Raw genomic sequence first — 14,836 nt, 5'->3', positions numbered from 1 at the left:
GTCGGCGGCATCCCGCTCGACGCTGCTGTCCTGAAGACGCCCGGCGGAGCCGTCAGGCAGGCGCAAGGAGGCAGAACTCGTTGCCTTCCGGGTCGGCCAGGACGGTCCAGTGGATCGCGGACTGGTCGATACCGGGGTCGCTGGCGCCCAGGGAGCGCAGCCGGGCCGCCTCCGCGGCCGGGTCGTCACCGGGGTAGGGGCGGACGTCGAGGTGGACCCGGTTCCACACGCTCTTGGGGTCGGGAGTGCGGATGAACTCCAGGTAGGGTCCGACGCCCTTGGCGGAGCGCATGGTCGCAGAGTCGTCGGTGACCTCGTGCAGCGTCCAGTCCATCGCCTCGCCCCAGAACCGGGCCATCTCCCGTGGATCGGTGCAGTCGACCACCACGGCGGCGATCGGCCCGGTGTCCCGGTAGACCGGGCGGGGCTCCAGTACGCAGAACTCGTTGCCCTCCGGGTCGGCCATCACCGTCCAGGGCACGTCGCCCTGCCCCACGTCGACCGGCGTCGCGCCGAGGCTCTTCAGGCGTGCGACCAGTTCCTCCTGATGGGCCGTCGAGGTGGTGGCCAGGTCGACGTGCACGCGGTTCTTGACCGTTTTGGGTTCCGGACGGGCGATGATATCGATGCAGACGGCCACGGGGTCGGGATAGGTGAAGCCCACGGGTTCGAGGTTGGTCACCCCGGGACCCTCGCTGTCGATACCCCAACCGAGCACCTCCGCCCAGAACCGCCCGAGCGCGGCGTCGTCCTGGGCCTTCATGTTGATCTGCACGAGTCGTGTCGCCATGCCGCAGATCCTAGAAGCCCGGCCCGTTCCCGGAGTCCACGGCGGGAGTGGACGCAGCCGAGCCGGCGGCGGCCCGCTCGATCTTCGCGCGGTACGCCGCGCGGGCTTCCTCGTCGATCTGCTTCCCGTGTTCGGCGCGCAACCCGGTCCGGCCGTCGAGGCCCTCGCGCAGGATGTCGGCGTGCCCCGTGTGCCGGACGGTCTCGCCGAGGACATGGACCATGACGGCGAACAGGTTCGTGTCGGCATAAGGCTCCGGCCACCACGGCACGTGGCCGGGGGCGTCGAGGGCAAGCCCGTCGATCGTCGCGTCCGCGTGCTCCCACGTGCGCCGGTAGAACCCGATGATCTGGTCGCGGGTCTCGCCCTCGGCCGCCCACAGGTCGCTGCCGTCGTACTCCTGCCACCGGGACAGAGGTTCCGGGGAGGGGCGGCCGAAGACCTCGCCGAAATACCTGGCCTCGACGGTGGCCACGTGCTTGACCAGGCCCAGGAGGTTGGTCCCGGTCGCCGTCAAAGGCCGTCGGACGTCGTATGCGGGCACCCCGTCGAGCTTCCAGAGCAGCGCCTCGCGGTCCCGCCGCAGTCTCCCGTGCAGGGTGTCCTTCGCGAACTCGTCGATCATGCGGCATGAGCCTATACGGGCCTGGGGGAGCGTCCCGGGGGCGGTGTGCGAAGGAGTCACAGCCGGTCTGCCCGCTCGGCGCGACGGCGACCGCCGCCGCCCTTCCACCGGGAGGGGCGGACAGGCGTTACGTGCCTGCGTCAAGGGGTACCCCTGTGCGTACGAAACGGCGTGAAGGAAGCAGCGGCGGACATAACGGCCGCGACGCACAAGGAGCGAGGATCACATGCAGGTGGGATACAAGCTGGCGGCGGAGGCGTTCGGCCCGGCGGAGCTGGTCAGGCAGGCCGTGCTCGCCGAGGAGGCGGGGTTCGACTTCGTGGAGATCAGCGACCACTACCACCCCTGGCTCGACAACCAGGGGCACTCGCCGTTCGCCTGGACGGTGCTGGGGACCATCGCGGCCCGGACCTCGCGCATCGGCCTGGCGACCGGGGTGACATGCCCCACCGTGCGCTACCACCCCGCCGTCATCGCCCAGGCGGCCGCGACCCTCGCCCTGCTCTCGGAAGGCCGCTTCGTCCTGGGCGTCGGCTCGGGGGAACGGCTCAACGAACACGTCGTCGGCCCCGGTTTCCCCGACACGGTCCGCCCCCGGCACGACATGCTCAGGGAAGCGCTGGAAATCATCCGGCTGCTGTGGAGCGGGGGCTACCAGTCCTACGAGGGCAAGTACCTGCGGCTCCAGGACGCCCGGGTCTTCGACCTCCCCGACGAGCTGCCGCTGATCGCGGTGGCCGCCAGCGGCCCGGAATCGACCCGGATCGCCGCCGAACTGGGCGACGGCCTGTTCGCCACGGAGGACAAGCCGAGCATCATCCGGCACTACCGCGACGCCGGTGGCGCCGGCCCGTGCTACGGGGAGGTCCCGATGGCCTGGGCCCCCGACGCGCACACCGCCGCCCGCGCCGCGCTCGAGACCTCCCGTTGGGCGTTGACCGGCTGGAAGGTGATGAGCGAGCTGCCCAATCCGGTCAATTTCGAGGCCGCGACCGCCACGGTCCGCGAAGAGGACATCCTGGAGAAGTTCGCCTGCGGAGCGGACCCCGGACGGTACGTCGAGGTGGCCCAGCAGTTCGTCGACGCGGGTTTCGACCGGCTGGTCATGCAGAACGCGGGCCCCGACCCCGACGGCTTCATCGACTTCTACCGCCGCGAACTCGACGGACGTATCCGACAGCTCGAACCGAACCGTCCATGAACCCGGAGGTGCCCGGTGTCCAGGACGCCCGAGCGACGAACCAAGTATCGACGAAGCGATGAACCGACGAAACGAGGAAGAACATGGCCGCCCGGCACCACCTCATCGACCGCCCTCCGTCCGCCGTATGGACGATCCTGGAGGACGAACGTCTCTACGGCGCCTGGGTGGTCGGGACCTCCGAGTCCCACCGTGAGCAGGGCGACTGGCCCGAGCTGGGCTCCTCGATCACCTACAGCGTGCGGCTGGGGCCCAAGGAGTTCACCGGCCGCACGGTGGTGCGGCGCATCGAGAGGCCCCGGACCCTGGAGCTGGAGGCCGAGGCCGGTCCGCTGGGGTCGGCACGCATTGCCGTGGACATCCGGCCCTGGGGCGACAAGACCCTCGTGACCGTCGACGAACACCCGCTGCGAGGCGTGGGCGGCACGCTCCACAACGTCCTGCTGGACTCGCTGATCCAGCTCCGCCACCGCACCATGCTGGCGCGCCTCGCCCGGCTGACCGAACGCCGTACGCCCGTGGGGACGAGCGAGGGCGCATAGGCGCGCCGGCCGACCGGCCGACATCGAATCCCGCCGAGGAGGGGCTCGGCCGCTGAAACGGAGGGTGACACTCCCATGGTCGACGCAGTGGTGATCGGCAGTGGACCGAACGGCCTGGTCGCCGCCAATCTGCTCGCCGACGCGGGCTGGTCGGTGGAAGTGCTGGAGGCGCAGGACGAGCCGGGCGGCGCGGTCCGCAGCGACCGCGGCGTCCACCCCGAGTACGTCAACGACCTGTTCAGCTCGTTCTACCCGCTGGCCGCCGCCTCCCCGGTGCTGGCCGGGCTGGAGCTGCACCGGCAGGGGCTTCGCTGGAGTCACGCACCCCAGGTACTCGCGCATCCGCTGCTCGACGGCCGGTGCGCCGTACTGGACCGCGACCGCTCGGCGACCGCCGCGGGCCTCGACCGGTTCGCACCCGGCGACGGCGACGGCTGGCTGGGCCTCTGCGACATCTGGGACCGGGTGGGCGACGGCATCGTCGACGCCCTCTTCTCGCCCTTCCCTCCCGTCCGGGCCGGCACCGTGCTGGCGGCGCGCCTCCGGGCGGCGGGCGGGCTCCGGCTGGCCCGCAGCCTGGTGCTCCCCGTCCGCAGACTGGGCGAGGAGGAGTTCGCCGGGGAGGGCGGGCGGCTGCTGCTGGCCGGGAACGCCCTGCACGCCGATCTGGCCCCCGAGGCGGCGGGCAGCGGCGGCTTCGGCTGGCTGATGTCCATGCTGGGGCAGTTCCACGGCTTCCCCGCTCCCGTGGGCGGCGCCGGGGCCCTCACCGCGGCGCTGGTCGGGCGGTTGCGGAGCCGTGGGGGAAGCGTGCGGTGCGGGCAGCGGGTGACCGAGGTCGTCGTGCGCCGGGGCCGCGCCGTGGGTGTCCGTACGGAGTCCGGGGAGCCGGTACCCGCCCGCAGGGCCGTACTGGCCGACGTGTCCGCCCCGAGCCTCTACGGAGCGCTGGTCGCGGCCGAGCACCTGCCGGGCCGGCTCCTGGACGACATGCGCCGGTTCCAGTGGGACTTCGCCACCTTCAAGGTGGACTGGGCGCTCAACGGCCCTGTCCCGTGGAGCAGCGCGGCCGCCGCGTCGGCGGGGACCGTCCATCTGGCGGAGGGCGTCGACGAACTCACGCGCTGCGCGTCCCAGATCGCCCGCGGCCTGGTCCCGGACCGCCCGTTCCTGCTGATGGGGCAGATGACCACGGCCGATCCCACCCGGTCCCCGCTGGACACCCAGTCGGCCTGGGCCTACACCCATGTGCCCCACACGGTGAAGGCGGACGCGGGCCCGGACGGGCTGACCGGCCGGTGGGGCGCCGGGGAACAGCAGCGGATGGCCGACCGGATGGAGGCCCGGGTCGAGCGGTACGCCCCCGGGTTCCGCAGCCGGATCCGGGCCCGGCGGATTCTCGCCCCGGCGTCCCTGCAGGCCGCAGACGCCAATTTGCACAACGGAGCCATCAACGGGGGGACGGCCGCGATGCACCAGCAGCTGGTGTTCCGGCCCGTGCCGGGGACGGGTCGCCCCGAAACGCCCGTGAAGGGGCTCTACCTGGCATCCGCGTCCGCTCATCCCGGCGGCGGGGTGCACGGTGCTCCGGGCGCCAACGCCGCCCGCGCAGCCATCCGCTCCACACGCGCGACCACGGCCGCGTTCTCCGCCGTCCAGCGGCTGCTGGCCCACCGGGGCCGGACCGGCGAGATCTCCCGCGTACGAGGTGAAGGGGCCTGATCGTCGTGCCTCCCCGCCCCTACCGGAACGCGGCGGCCCGGTCGGTCTACCGGTCGGGCCGGGCAGCGGGGCCCGACGCCTGGGAGGCGTTCCAGTCGGCACGGCCTCCGACGCCCAGGACCTCGGCGGGGGAGGACGTGTCCTCGCGGGGAAGATCCCTCAGTTCGCGGCGGGTGGCCCGTGCGACGAACGCGGGGAACAGGGGCCGCAGAGGCTGGCACCAGCGGAGCCAGGGCGGGGCGTAGATGTTCGGGGTGCGGTGGGCGATGCCCCGGGTGAGCCAACAGGCGACCTGGGCGGGGGAGTGGACCCGGCGGGCGGGGCGGGGCTGGTTGCGGCGCAGGGCTGCCAGGACGGGGTGGTCGTCGATGCCGGTGAGCATGTCGGTGCCGGTCCAGTGCAGATAGGCGATACCGACCTGGACCCCGTCCGGTTCGGCCTCGCCCCGCAGTGCGAGGGCGAACGACTCCGCTCCGGCCTTGGAGGCGCAGTAGGCGCTCATCATGGGGGCAGCGCCGAACGCGGCGGTCGAGGCGATCTGGAGGAAGTACCCGCGGGTGGCGGTGAGCTGGGGCAGGAAGGCGCGGGCCGTGTTGGCGGAGCCGATGAGGTTGACCTCGATGACGCGTTGCCACAGTTCGCCCGAGGTTCGGTCGAACGGGCCGCTCACCGCGATGCCTGCGTTGGCCACGACCACGTCGGCGGGTCCGAGTTCGCCCGCCACACGGCGTGCGGCGTCCGCGAGCGCCGTGCGGTCGGCGATGTCGCACTCGACACAGATGCTCGGACCGGGAAGGGACTCGGCCGTCCTCTCCAGGGCCATCCTTTCCCGCCCCAGCAGAGCGACCCGCATCCCGGCCCGGGAGAGGCTGTGGGCGAGCGCTTCACCGATACCGCGAGCGGCGCCGGTGACGACGGCGGTCCGCCCATGCAGAGGACGGGCGGGATCACGGCGGATCCGGCGCCCGCCCGGACTGTCGGGCATGTTCTCTCCTGCCTTCGAACGGTGGACACCCCTCACTGGACGCGAGGAGAGCTTCCGCCCGAGCGGGACCCGCCCTGATCGCCGGAATCGTCGTCGTCATCGTCACCGGGGACGTGGACGTCGAAGACGACGATGTTGATCTCGACGACCTCCAGCCCGGTCATCGTCTCCACCGCGTCGGTGACGTTGCTCCGGATCTGGTCGGCGAGCTCGTGGATCGTCGTGCCGTACTCCACCTCGACATCCACATCGATCGCGGTCTGCTTCTCTCCCACTTCCACCTTGACGGCGCGACGAGCGGCGCCGGACGAGCCGGACATACGCCCGGTGACGGCCCCCAGAGCCTTCGACGCTCCTCGGCCTATCGAATGGACGCCCTCGGTCTCCCGTATCGCGATGCCGGCGATGGCGGCTACGACGTTGTCGGCGATGGTCGTTCTGCCGCGGGTGCGGGATCCCTCCGAGCGCCGGTCGGTCGTGGTGCCTGTGCCCAGAGTTTCGGTGTCGGCCATGTCTGCCTCACAGAGAGTCATTGCCACGAGCCTGTTCCCCTCCCGGCCCGTACGGCCCCCTCATTCACTCTGCGCCTGCTCGACCGCATACGCCATTCGAGTGGGGCGAAGGCGCGACGACGACGGGGAGGGGGCTCTCAGTCGCGGGGCAGCAGGGTCCCGAGGGGGCCGAGATCGAGATTCAGGTCCTCCGGCCGTACACCGTGCTGCTCGCAGAGTTCCTTCATCCGCTGGTCGAGCAGCATCAGCGTGGTGCCGATCTCCTCGACCTGCGCGTCGCTCAGATCGCCCTGCTCCACCCGGCGGATGGCCTGTCTCTCCATCAGCTGCCGCAGCAGTTCCACCACCGTCAGGACCAGGGCCACCAGGTCCCGCCCCATCTGCTCGGAGTCCAGATCGACACGCGGGCCCGTCACAGCGGCCCCCCGTCGCTCCACGGCGAGGGCACCCGCTCGTTGACCGACGACAACAGCGCGTGCAGCGACAGCCGTACGAGAGGTACGTCGGCGATCGCGATGACCACGTCGCCGCTCACCACCACACCGGTCGCCAGAACACGGTCCAGCAGATCGACGAGCGGCACCCCGAGAGGACCGCTCAAGGGTTCCGGGCTGTCCCAGGGCACCACGTCGTGCGCCACGGTCACACCTCTCCCACGAAGGAATACGGCACCCAGGGGCCCGACAGCTCGATCTGCGCACCCGTACGTTCGCCCAGCGCCGCCACCAGCCGGCCGACTTCGTGCGCCCGTTCGTCGGCGACGAGGTACGTGGCATTGAGCACGTGCACCCGCTGATCGCCCGACAGCTCCGCACCGTGCGTACGCAGCCGGCGCGATGCCGCGGCGAGCCCGCGCAGTTCGGCGTCCACGGACTCGGCGACGTCCAGCGCCTGTTCCCGGAGCTTCTCCCGCCGCGCCTGGGCGCCCCGTTTCCGGTTCAGATAGGCGAGACCCGCCCCGGGGGCGCGGCCACCCGCCGCCTCCGGGGCCGGTGTACAGGCCGCCGGGCTGGGCTCGGGCGCCAGAGGCCGGTACACCTTCACTCCCCATTCGGCATGGTGCGCGACGCGTTTCAGCGCGGTGTGGAAGCGGTCCGCCTCGTCGGCCAGGCGGCGTCGGGCCCGGTCGTCGTCGTGGTACAGCGTGGCGAGAGGCAGAGGGACGACGGGCCCGTGTGCGGCCACGGCCGACACCACCGCGTGGTGGGCCCGCGCGTACCGCTCGACCTCCTCCCGGTCGGACAGCCGACGCTGCCAGACCTCGTCGGTGAAGTCGGTGGCGGGGACGGTCTGCACCACTGCGGTCAGCAGACCCGACGGAAGCAGCCGGACCGCTTCACCGCCCGGCAGGCCGGCCAGGCCCGTGACATCCAACGCGCTCGTGGCACGTGTGCTGCGGCAGACGGCGAACACATACGTGACCGTCGCGTCCGCGGACGAGGACGCCACCCGTGCGTCCGAGGGCTGCGTCATCTCTGCTCGCTCTCCTTCTCCCGGCCGGTGTGCTCCTCCTGGCCCGTCCGCCGGGGCGCCGACCGGCCGCCGGAGGGCGCGTCCTCGGACGGTTCGAGCGCCCGGAGACGCTCCCTCAGCTCACGGTTCTCGTCCTCCAACGCGTTGCGCGACGCCTTGGAACTCAGCGCGGGATCGGTCTCCCACCAGTCGATGCCCGCCTTCTTCGCGGTGTCGACCGAGGCGACGAACAGACGGAGACGGATGGTGAGCAACTCGATGTCGAGAAGGTCGATCTTGATGTCGCCGGCGATGACGATGCCCTTGTCCAGGACGCGTTCGAGGATGTCGGCGAGGTTGTTGGTCTGAGGCCCGGGGATCGGCTGATCGCCCTGCCGGAAGTCGAGGTCGGTCACCGCGACTCCTTCGCGCGACGCCTGCGACGCCTCGGAGCGGGCGGCTCGTCCTCTTCCTCGTCCTCTTCCTCGTCGTCCTCTTCCGGCTCCTCGTCCTCGTCCTCTTCCTCCTCTTCCTCTTCCGGCTCCTCGTCCTCCTCGTCCTCCTCCTCTTCCTCGTCCTCCTCGTCTTCGTCTTCCGGCTCTCCTTCGTCCTCGTCTTCGTCCTCTTCTGTGTCTGCGTCTGCGTCTGCGTCTTCCGCGCCGTCCTCGTACTCCTCGTCCTCCGGCTCCTCGTCCTCCCGCTCCTGCTCCTCCGCCTCTTCCCGTTCGACGGCCTCCTCGTGGGAGACGACGACCTCACCGTCGCGGATCTCGCCGCGCCAGCCTTCCGGCTCCTCCTCGGTGAGGGTGACGTAGCGTTGGAAGTGCTTGAAGTCGAGCCGCATACGGCGTCCTTGGGCGCGCCAGAGGTTGCCCGTCTTCTCGAAGAACCCGGAAGGGTAGTACTCCACGACCAGGATGATCCGGGTCAGTGTGGGCCCGAGCTCGTGGAAGCTGACCGCTCCGCTGGTCGTTCCCTTGGCGCCCTCCGACGACCACACGATCCTGTCGTCCGGCACCTGCTCCAGAACCGTGGCCTTGAAGCTGCGGGACGAGGGGCCGACCTTCACCTTCCAGTCGCTCTCCGTCTCGTCGCTCTTCGAGACATCGCGGACGCCCTTGGCGAAGCTGCTGAACTCCTCGTACTGCGTCCAGGCGTCGTAAGCCGTCCGCAGAGGCACGCCCACATCGAGGACCTCGATGATGTTCGTGATCTTGCCGCCACTGGACTTGCGCTTGCTCTTGCCCCCACCGCCGAGGGCTTCCTTGGCCTTGTCCACGACCGTGTCCTTCGCGCCCTTGGCCTTCTCCGACACGAAGGCCTTCAGCGGGGATTCGCCCTGGAGCACCCGGGAGCCGATCGCGGGCAACGAGCCGCCGTTCTCCGCGACATCGCTCAACTGACCGGTGAGGTCGGTGAGTTTGTCGCCGGCCTTCTCGGCGATCTTCTGCACCTGGGCGCTCGCGTACTTGGACAGTTCGTCCTTCAGACGGTCGACACCCGACTCCTGCGCTTCTTCCGGCTCGGTCCTGTCCGACTTCCCCATGACGTCTACCTCCCGCTACCGGAGCGCTTGGATGTGGTCCGCTTCGACGAGGCCGACTTGGAGGCCCCCTTCTTCGCCGTCGACTTCTTGGCGGGCGGTTTCGCTGCCGTCTTCTTCGCCGGGCTCGACTTCTTGGCGGGGGCGGACTTCTTCGCCGGGGCGGACTTCTTGGCGGGGGCGGACTTCTTCGCCGGGGCGGACTTCTTGGCGGGGGCGGACTTCTTCGCCGGGGCCGACTTCCGGGACGGGGCCTTCTTCGCGGGGGCGGACTTCTTCGCCGGGGCCGACTTCCGGGACGGGGCCTTCTTCGCGGGGGCGGCAGGCGCCTTCTTGCGGCGCGCCGGAGCCGGGGCTTCCTCGTCCGGCTCGTCCTCCTCCTCGTCCGGCTCCTCCTCGTCCGGCTCGTCCTCCTCCTCGTCCGGCTCGTCCTCGTCCGGCTCGTCCTCCTCCTCGTCCGGCTCGTCCTCGTCCGGCTCGTCCTCCTCCTCGTCCGGCTCGTCCTCCTCCTCGTCCTCCTCCTCGTCCGGCTCGTCCTCGTCCGGCTCGTCCTCGTCCGGCTCGTCCTCGTCCGGCTCGTCCTCCTCCTCGTCCGGCTCCTCCTCGTCCGGCTCGTCCTCTTCTTCCTCCGGCTCGCCCTCTTCCTCCTCGTACTCCCCCTCGAACTCGTCCTCGTCCTCGTCGTCCTCGTCCTCCCCAGGGGCCTGACCGAGGCGCAGCGTGCGGTCACCGATGGCGTCCGCCAGCGAGGTCATGCCCCGGTTGGCGGCGGCGGTCACGGCCTGGCGCCCGGCGTCCAGGACCTCGCCCCTCAGCTGTTCCTGCAACTCCGCGAACTGGGGAACCTCGCCGAGCCGGCGCATTCCCTCGGCCGCCAACTGGCGGGGTTCGAGCCCGAATCGCCGTCCCGCCAGATAGGTCGCGACGCTCAGCGCGACCCGGCCCTTCTTGGTCCGGCCCAGCACGTACCCGCCCACTACGGCGGCTGCCAGTGCCACCTTGGCCTGGTCATCCATGTCTGTCACCTTCTGTTGTCGACATCGCAGCGCTTCTGAGCGGCGTGGAGCCGGTCGAGCAGCTTTTCCTCCTCCGCTTCGAACTCTTCGAGATCGATGAGTTCGTCGTCGAGATCGCGGTTGAGTTCGGCGAGCTGCGCACGGATCACGCCGGGGTCGTACAGTTCGCGCTCGGCGGTCTCCTGGAGCTTCTCCGCGATCCACACCACGCCACGCGCCGGAGCGAGCGGCAGGAGCAGGACTCCGGAGATCAGTCCCATCGTCGGCCTTCGGTCGCTGCCGGCCGGCGCGGGGCGCCCGAGTCACCGACGAAGCTGTAGCAGGGCAGCGGACCCGCGATGCGGATGTCCACATGGCTCCGGCGTGCGTCGGCGAGCCGTTCGGCCGTCGTACGGAACCGTTCGCTGTGGCCGCGCGGGACGAGGAAGGACCTGTTCAGTGCGCATCCCTGCACCTCGGGCCCTGCGGCGGCCGCGCGAGCCAGCGGAGCGAGCTCGCGCAGCACCGCCTTGCCCGCTTCGGCCGCACGCCGCGCCAGGGCGGAGGCCACCGCTTCGCCCAGCCGTACGCTGGCCTCGTAACCGGGTCGTCTGCGCGCCGCGTCACGCAGACGCCGTACGGCGGCGTCCCCGGCCACCACATCGGCGAGGGAGTCCTGCGCGGGCAGGGCCTTGACGTTGATTTCGACGTGCCCGTCGAGGTTCTTCAGGGTGGCGAGGTGGCTCGTCTCCGCCAGGACCAGCTGGGCGAGGAGGGCGTCCTCGTCCGGCGCCACCATGCCGAATCGCATCGGCAGGACGGGGCCGCTGTCCGCAAGATCCATCAGCAGGTCCTGGTGCGCCAGCAGATCCCGTCGCCGTGCGCGCAGCCGGGCGGGGGCATCACTGACGACTGCGGCGATCTTCCCCGTACCGATGACGCGCAGGGTGGCGGGGGGATCGCCCACGCCGCCCGCCCCTGCGGGGAGCACGGTTCCGTCGCTCACCACCGCGTAGACGTACAGTCCGTCGTCGTCCATGGCTCAGGCCTCCGCTCGGCGGCGCCGGCTTGAGCTGCCGCCGCTGCGGGCCGGGGCCCGACGCTGCTTCGGGCGCTCGTCCTCTTCGTCCGCCTCGTCGGAATCCTCGTCGTATCCCACCGCCTTGCGCAGGGAACCACCCACCGACTCCGCGGCGTTGCGCACCTTGCGCTTGCCGATGGACTTGGCCGCACCGCCGCTGAGCAGCTCGGGGACGGTCGTGCTGCGGGAGTCCCGTTCGAGGTCGAGCCGGTTGCACGCCTCGGCGAAGCGGAGGTAGGTGTCCACGCTGGCCACGACTATGCGGGCATCGATCTTGATGATCTCGATGCCGACCAGGGAGACCCGGACGAACACGTCGATCACCATGCCCCGGTCGAGAATGAGCTCCAGCACGTCGTACAAGGTGCCGGCGCGGGGCGGGCACGGAGCGATCTCGTCGGCGTAGGTCGTGGTGGTGGTTGCCATGGGGTGGGTCCTTCCAGCTGTTCGGACGGTCTCGGATCACTCGTCTGCGGCACCGCGTCGGTAGCGACGGACCCGGCGGTACTCCTGGAGCTCTCCGGCCTTGTCCAGCTGCACCTCGTAGGAGGCGAGCAGGCTCGTCGTGTCCGGGATCCGGGGTACCTCGAGAACGTCCACGACCACGCACCAGCCGTCGTCGTCCGAACGCCGGACCGCGGAGACGCCTTCGGCGCGATGGCCGATCAGCCCCTCCAGGCTCTGGCAGGCAGCGCGAGCAGCGTGCTCGGGCCCCTTCTTGGGCGCGGTCTTTTTCCGGGCCCTGGTCGGGCTCGTGGCCCGCGCCGAACGTTGGTCTGCCATAGGGCCCAGTCTCGTCAGATTCGGGCGCGCCGCATCTTGGGCGGACCGGTGGGGCGACCTGTGCTGCGGCGTGTGCTTCCAGGAGGGCGGTCGGGCCTGCATATCGACGCTCTCGGGGGTAGCCGCCCTCCATGGCCGATGAACAGCGCAGTGAGCAGGGCTCTCCGCACGGGCAGGTCCCGGGGAGCCGCGGTGCGACGGAGCGGAAGGAGAAAGGAGACGGGGGTGGGCCGAACGGGCCCGGCGCCCAGGTGGAGCGCGACGCACCGGATGCGCCGACCGAGCTGGGCCGGGCGTCGTGGTGGGCGGTCCTCAAGCGGACGGCGAAGGAATTTCAGCGGGACGAGCTGACCGACCGGGCCGCGGGGCTCACGTACTACGGAATCCTGTCGCTCTTCCCGGCCCTTCTGGTGCTGGTCTCGCTCCTCGGGATCGCGGGGGAGTCGACCACGCGGAAGGCGCTGGACAACGTCGAGAAGCTGGCGCCGGGAGCCGCCAAGGACGTGATCACGAGCGCCATCACTCAGCTGGAGGGCAGCGGCGGCACCGGTTCGGTGCTGGCGATCGTCGGCCTGCTGGGGGCTCTGTGGGTCGCCTCGGGCTATGTGGCGGCCTTCATGCGTGCGGCGAACTCGGTCTACGACCTGCCGGAGGGCCGTCCGCTGTGGAAGGTGCTGCCGGTACGCGTCGGGCTCACCCTGGTGCTCATGATCCTGGCCTGCGCCTGCGCCCTGATGGTGGTGCTGACCGGGGGAATCGCCCGTGAGCTCGGCGCCCTGCTGGGCATTGGCGACACGGCGCTCCTGATCTGGTCGATCGCCAAGTGGCCCGCCCTCGTCGCCTGCGTGGCCGTCCTCCTGGCGGTTCTGTACTGGGCGGCCCCGAACGCCAAGGGGCGGGGCTTCGCCTTCGGCTCCCTGGGCAGCGTTCTGGCGCTGCTGATCTGGATGGCTGCCTCCGCCGGATTCGCGTTCTACGTCGCCAACTTCGGCTCGTACAACAAGACCTACGGGGCACTGGCCGGCGTCATCGTCTTCCTGGTCTGGCTGTGGATCACCAATCTGGCGATCCTGCTGGGCCTGGAGTTCGACGCGGAGATGGCCCGCGAGCGCGCCATCCTGGGAGGCCACCCCCCGTTCGAGGAGCCCTACGTCGAACCTCGCGACACCCGTTCATGGACCGACGAGGACCGTCGCGCCATGGGCGGGACGGGCCCCACCAGCGACCTGCGGACCGACTGAACGCGCGATCCGCCCGTGGGCGTCAGGCGTGCCTCCGCGGTCGCCGTTCGGTTCCGGCCAGGGCGCGGTCCAGGGCGGCCACACCCAGGCCGGCCAGGGCGATCTGGACGAGCCACTCGAACCAGTCGACGCCCCCCGTGTCGCCCACCCCCAGGAGGGATGCCAGCAGCGAGCCGAGAAGCGCTGCCGCCATGCCGACGACGAGCGTCCACAGAACGCCGATGTGCTGCCGGCCGGGCAGGACGAGGCGCCCCAGCAGGCCGACCGCCGCCCCGATGACCAGAGCGCTGACGACTCCGGAGATTTCCATGGCTGACTCCTTCGTGTTCGTGGCGGGCGTGTCCGCTTCGCGTACCCCGAGGTGTGAGGAGGACCCCCGGCACACGCGGGGCGGCGGCTCCGCACGTCGCCCCGAGAAACAGGAGAGGGAAGATCTGGTGCCCGACGTGCGCATCGCCGCCATTGACTGCTCCGTTCGCGCATACGTCCGGATCGCAGGGGCAAGCGAATGTCAGCCACGGACGACGGAGACCGATCAACAAGCGGTTATCCCCGGCGACAGGTGAAGGATGAGCACCGAGAAGAAGACCGATGAAGAGCACGACGGAAAGCGCGTCGACGTTCCTACTGCCATGCGGAAGGCCTCCGCGCAGCTCACGGAATTGCTCCAGTGCGAGCCCGGCTCTGTTTCCGCGGTGCAGGCCACCGATGACGGTTGGTCGGCAGACGTGGAAGTGGTCGAGGTGGAGAGAGTGCCGGACACCATGAGCGTGATGGCCTCCTACCGGGTACAACTCGACCCGCAGGGAACGCTGTTGTCCTACGAGCGACTGCGCCGCTATGCCAGGGGCCAGATCGACCGTCGCTGACGTTCCGTCGGCGGCGTAATTCGTCAAACGTAACGAAGATCACCGAAAGGAGTTCCCCATGACACTCGTCCAGCAGAGCAATGCGACGTCCGGTGGGAGCGGCTCGGGAAATCTCTACGACGTTCTTGAACTCATACTCGACCGTGGGCTCGTCATCGACGCGTTCGTCCGCGTCTCCCTGGTCGGTATCGAAATTCTCAAAATCGATGTCCGGGTGGTCGTCGCCAGTGTCGACACCTATCTGCGGTTCGCCGAGGCGTGCAACCGGCTCGATCTGGAGTCCGGCCGCAAGGCGCCGAGCCAGCTCACCGATCTGGTCGGAGACATGACGGAGAACGGCGCCAAGGGCAAGTCCAAGGGCGCGCTCACCGGCGCCGTCGAGGCGTTCAGCGAGTCGTTGCAGGGCAAGCGCGAGGAGCCCGAGGAGGAGCCCCGCAAGCGCCCGGCCCGTAAGTCGACATCCAGCCGTCAGACCCAGCGACGCGAGGAGTAGCG

The 14,836-nt window shown here is 70.4% G+C and carries 21 protein-coding genes; 6 read left to right on the top strand and 15 right to left on the bottom strand.

From position 1 onward, the window contains the following. Positions 1-52: 52 nt before the first annotated feature. Both RNL97_RS02035 and RNL97_RS02030 read right to left on the bottom strand, forming a co-directional pair. Positions 53-790 carry a VOC family protein gene (locus tag RNL97_RS02035; RefSeq protein WP_030586999.1) on the bottom strand — a complete coding sequence of 246 codons (738 nt, stop codon included), beginning with the start codon at positions 788-790 and terminating at the stop codon, positions 53-55. A 10-nt stretch (positions 791-800) separates the two neighbouring features. Then, positions 801-1,415, bottom strand: a complete 615-nt coding sequence (locus RNL97_RS02030) for a DinB family protein (RefSeq protein WP_032766022.1) — start codon at positions 1,413-1,415, stop codon at positions 801-803. A gap of 226 nt (positions 1,416-1,641) precedes the next feature. On the opposite strand from RNL97_RS02030, the gene RNL97_RS02025 reads away from it, so the two are divergent. The 3 genes from RNL97_RS02025 to RNL97_RS02015 all read left to right on the top strand — a co-directional run bounded on the left by RNL97_RS02025 (position 1,642) and on the right by RNL97_RS02015 (position 4,880). Further along, positions 1,642-2,616 carry a TIGR03557 family F420-dependent LLM class oxidoreductase gene (locus tag RNL97_RS02025; protein WP_313750297.1) on the top strand — a complete coding sequence of 325 codons (975 nt, stop codon included), beginning with the start codon at positions 1,642-1,644 and terminating at the stop codon, positions 2,614-2,616. Between the two features lie 83 nt (positions 2,617-2,699). After that, positions 2,700-3,158 carry an SRPBCC family protein gene (locus RNL97_RS02020; protein WP_030586990.1) on the top strand — a complete coding sequence of 153 codons (459 nt, stop codon included), beginning with the start codon at positions 2,700-2,702 and terminating at the stop codon, positions 3,156-3,158. Between the two features lie 75 nt (positions 3,159-3,233). Continuing rightward, positions 3,234-4,880, top strand: a complete 1,647-nt coding sequence (locus RNL97_RS02015; protein WP_313750296.1) for a phytoene desaturase family protein — start codon at positions 3,234-3,236, stop codon at positions 4,878-4,880. A gap of 46 nt (positions 4,881-4,926) precedes the next feature. Here RNL97_RS02015 and RNL97_RS02010 read toward each other — a convergent pair whose 3' ends face one another. The 12 genes from RNL97_RS02010 to RNL97_RS01955 form a co-directional block, all read right to left on the bottom strand. After that, positions 4,927-5,865 carry an SDR family oxidoreductase gene (locus RNL97_RS02010; RefSeq protein WP_030586985.1) on the bottom strand — a complete coding sequence of 313 codons (939 nt, stop codon included), beginning with the start codon at positions 5,863-5,865 and terminating at the stop codon, positions 4,927-4,929. A 32-nt stretch (positions 5,866-5,897) separates the two neighbouring features. After that, the gene (locus RNL97_RS02005; protein ID WP_030586982.1) at positions 5,898-6,377 is read right to left on the bottom strand and encodes an Asp23/Gls24 family envelope stress response protein; all 480 of its coding nucleotides are present in this window, start codon (positions 6,375-6,377) and stop codon (positions 5,898-5,900) included. Between the two features lie 137 nt (positions 6,378-6,514). After that, entirely contained in the window at positions 6,515-6,793 is a 279-nt protein-coding gene (locus tag RNL97_RS02000) for a gas vesicle protein K (RefSeq protein WP_030586978.1), read from the bottom strand. Then, complete coding sequence (locus RNL97_RS01995; protein WP_030084767.1) at positions 6,790-7,017, bottom strand: gas vesicle protein; 228 nt, start codon at positions 7,015-7,017, stop codon at positions 6,790-6,792. The genes RNL97_RS02000 and RNL97_RS01995 overlap by 4 nt, the downstream gene beginning before the upstream one ends. Before the next feature lie 2 nt (positions 7,018-7,019). Then, the gene (locus RNL97_RS01990; RefSeq protein ID WP_030586973.1) at positions 7,020-7,850 is read right to left on the bottom strand and encodes a GvpL/GvpF family gas vesicle protein; all 831 of its coding nucleotides are present in this window, start codon (positions 7,848-7,850) and stop codon (positions 7,020-7,022) included. Beyond that, positions 7,847-8,245, bottom strand: a complete 399-nt coding sequence (locus RNL97_RS01985; protein ID WP_030586970.1) for a gas vesicle protein — start codon at positions 8,243-8,245, stop codon at positions 7,847-7,849. The genes RNL97_RS01990 and RNL97_RS01985 overlap by 4 nt, the downstream gene beginning before the upstream one ends. Beyond that, complete coding sequence (locus RNL97_RS01980) at positions 8,242-9,375, bottom strand: SRPBCC family protein (RefSeq protein WP_313750295.1); 1,134 nt, start codon at positions 9,373-9,375, stop codon at positions 8,242-8,244. The genes RNL97_RS01985 and RNL97_RS01980 overlap by 4 nt, the downstream gene beginning before the upstream one ends. Before the next feature lie 5 nt (positions 9,376-9,380). Next, complete coding sequence (locus RNL97_RS01975) at positions 9,381-10,388, bottom strand: histone protein (RefSeq protein WP_313750294.1); 1,008 nt, start codon at positions 10,386-10,388, stop codon at positions 9,381-9,383. A gap of 5 nt (positions 10,389-10,393) precedes the next feature. Then, on the bottom strand, positions 10,394-10,648 hold the full coding sequence (locus RNL97_RS01970) for a gas vesicle protein GvpG (protein WP_243313075.1): 255 nt from the start codon (positions 10,646-10,648) through the stop codon (positions 10,394-10,396). Then, positions 10,639-11,406 carry a GvpL/GvpF family gas vesicle protein gene (locus RNL97_RS01965; RefSeq protein ID WP_313750293.1) on the bottom strand — a complete coding sequence of 256 codons (768 nt, stop codon included), beginning with the start codon at positions 11,404-11,406 and terminating at the stop codon, positions 10,639-10,641. The genes RNL97_RS01970 and RNL97_RS01965 overlap by 10 nt, the downstream gene beginning before the upstream one ends. A 3-nt stretch (positions 11,407-11,409) precedes the next feature. Further along, complete coding sequence (gene gvpJ / locus RNL97_RS01960; RefSeq protein WP_313750292.1) at positions 11,410-11,874, bottom strand: gas vesicle protein GvpJ; 465 nt, start codon at positions 11,872-11,874, stop codon at positions 11,410-11,412. 36 nt (positions 11,875-11,910) lie between these two features. Continuing rightward, on the bottom strand, positions 11,911-12,231 hold the full coding sequence (locus tag RNL97_RS01955; protein WP_030586951.1) for a gas vesicle protein GvpO: 321 nt from the start codon (positions 12,229-12,231) through the stop codon (positions 11,911-11,913). 131 nt (positions 12,232-12,362) lie between these two features. Here RNL97_RS01955 and RNL97_RS01950 point away from each other — a divergent pair, with 131 nt between their 5' ends. Further along, positions 12,363-13,472 (top strand): YihY/virulence factor BrkB family protein, encoded by a 1,110-nt coding sequence (locus RNL97_RS01950; protein ID WP_078652092.1) that lies wholly within the window; start codon positions 12,363-12,365, stop codon positions 13,470-13,472. A 22-nt stretch (positions 13,473-13,494) separates the two neighbouring features. Here RNL97_RS01950 and RNL97_RS01945 read toward each other — a convergent pair whose 3' ends face one another. Further along, positions 13,495-13,782, bottom strand: coding sequence for a GlsB/YeaQ/YmgE family stress response membrane protein (locus tag RNL97_RS01945; RefSeq protein WP_030586945.1), 288 nt, complete (start codon positions 13,780-13,782; stop codon positions 13,495-13,497). A 259-nt stretch (positions 13,783-14,041) separates the two neighbouring features. Between RNL97_RS01945 and RNL97_RS01940 the strand changes: the two genes are divergently transcribed. Further along, a complete protein-coding gene (locus tag RNL97_RS01940) occupies positions 14,042-14,341 on the top strand; it encodes a gas vesicle protein GvpO (RefSeq protein WP_078652091.1) in 300 nt (99 codons plus the stop codon). A gap of 58 nt (positions 14,342-14,399) precedes the next feature. Continuing rightward, positions 14,400-14,834, top strand: coding sequence for a gas vesicle structural protein GvpA (locus RNL97_RS01935; RefSeq protein ID WP_030586936.1), 435 nt, complete (start codon positions 14,400-14,402; stop codon positions 14,832-14,834). The last annotated feature ends 2 nt before the right edge of the window (positions 14,835-14,836 follow it).

The organism is Streptomyces parvus (assembly GCF_032121415.1).
GTDB classification, from domain to species: domain Bacteria; phylum Actinomycetota; class Actinomycetes; order Streptomycetales; family Streptomycetaceae; genus Streptomyces; species Streptomyces globisporus_A.
This window is presented reverse-complemented; position numbering and strand designations above follow the sequence as displayed.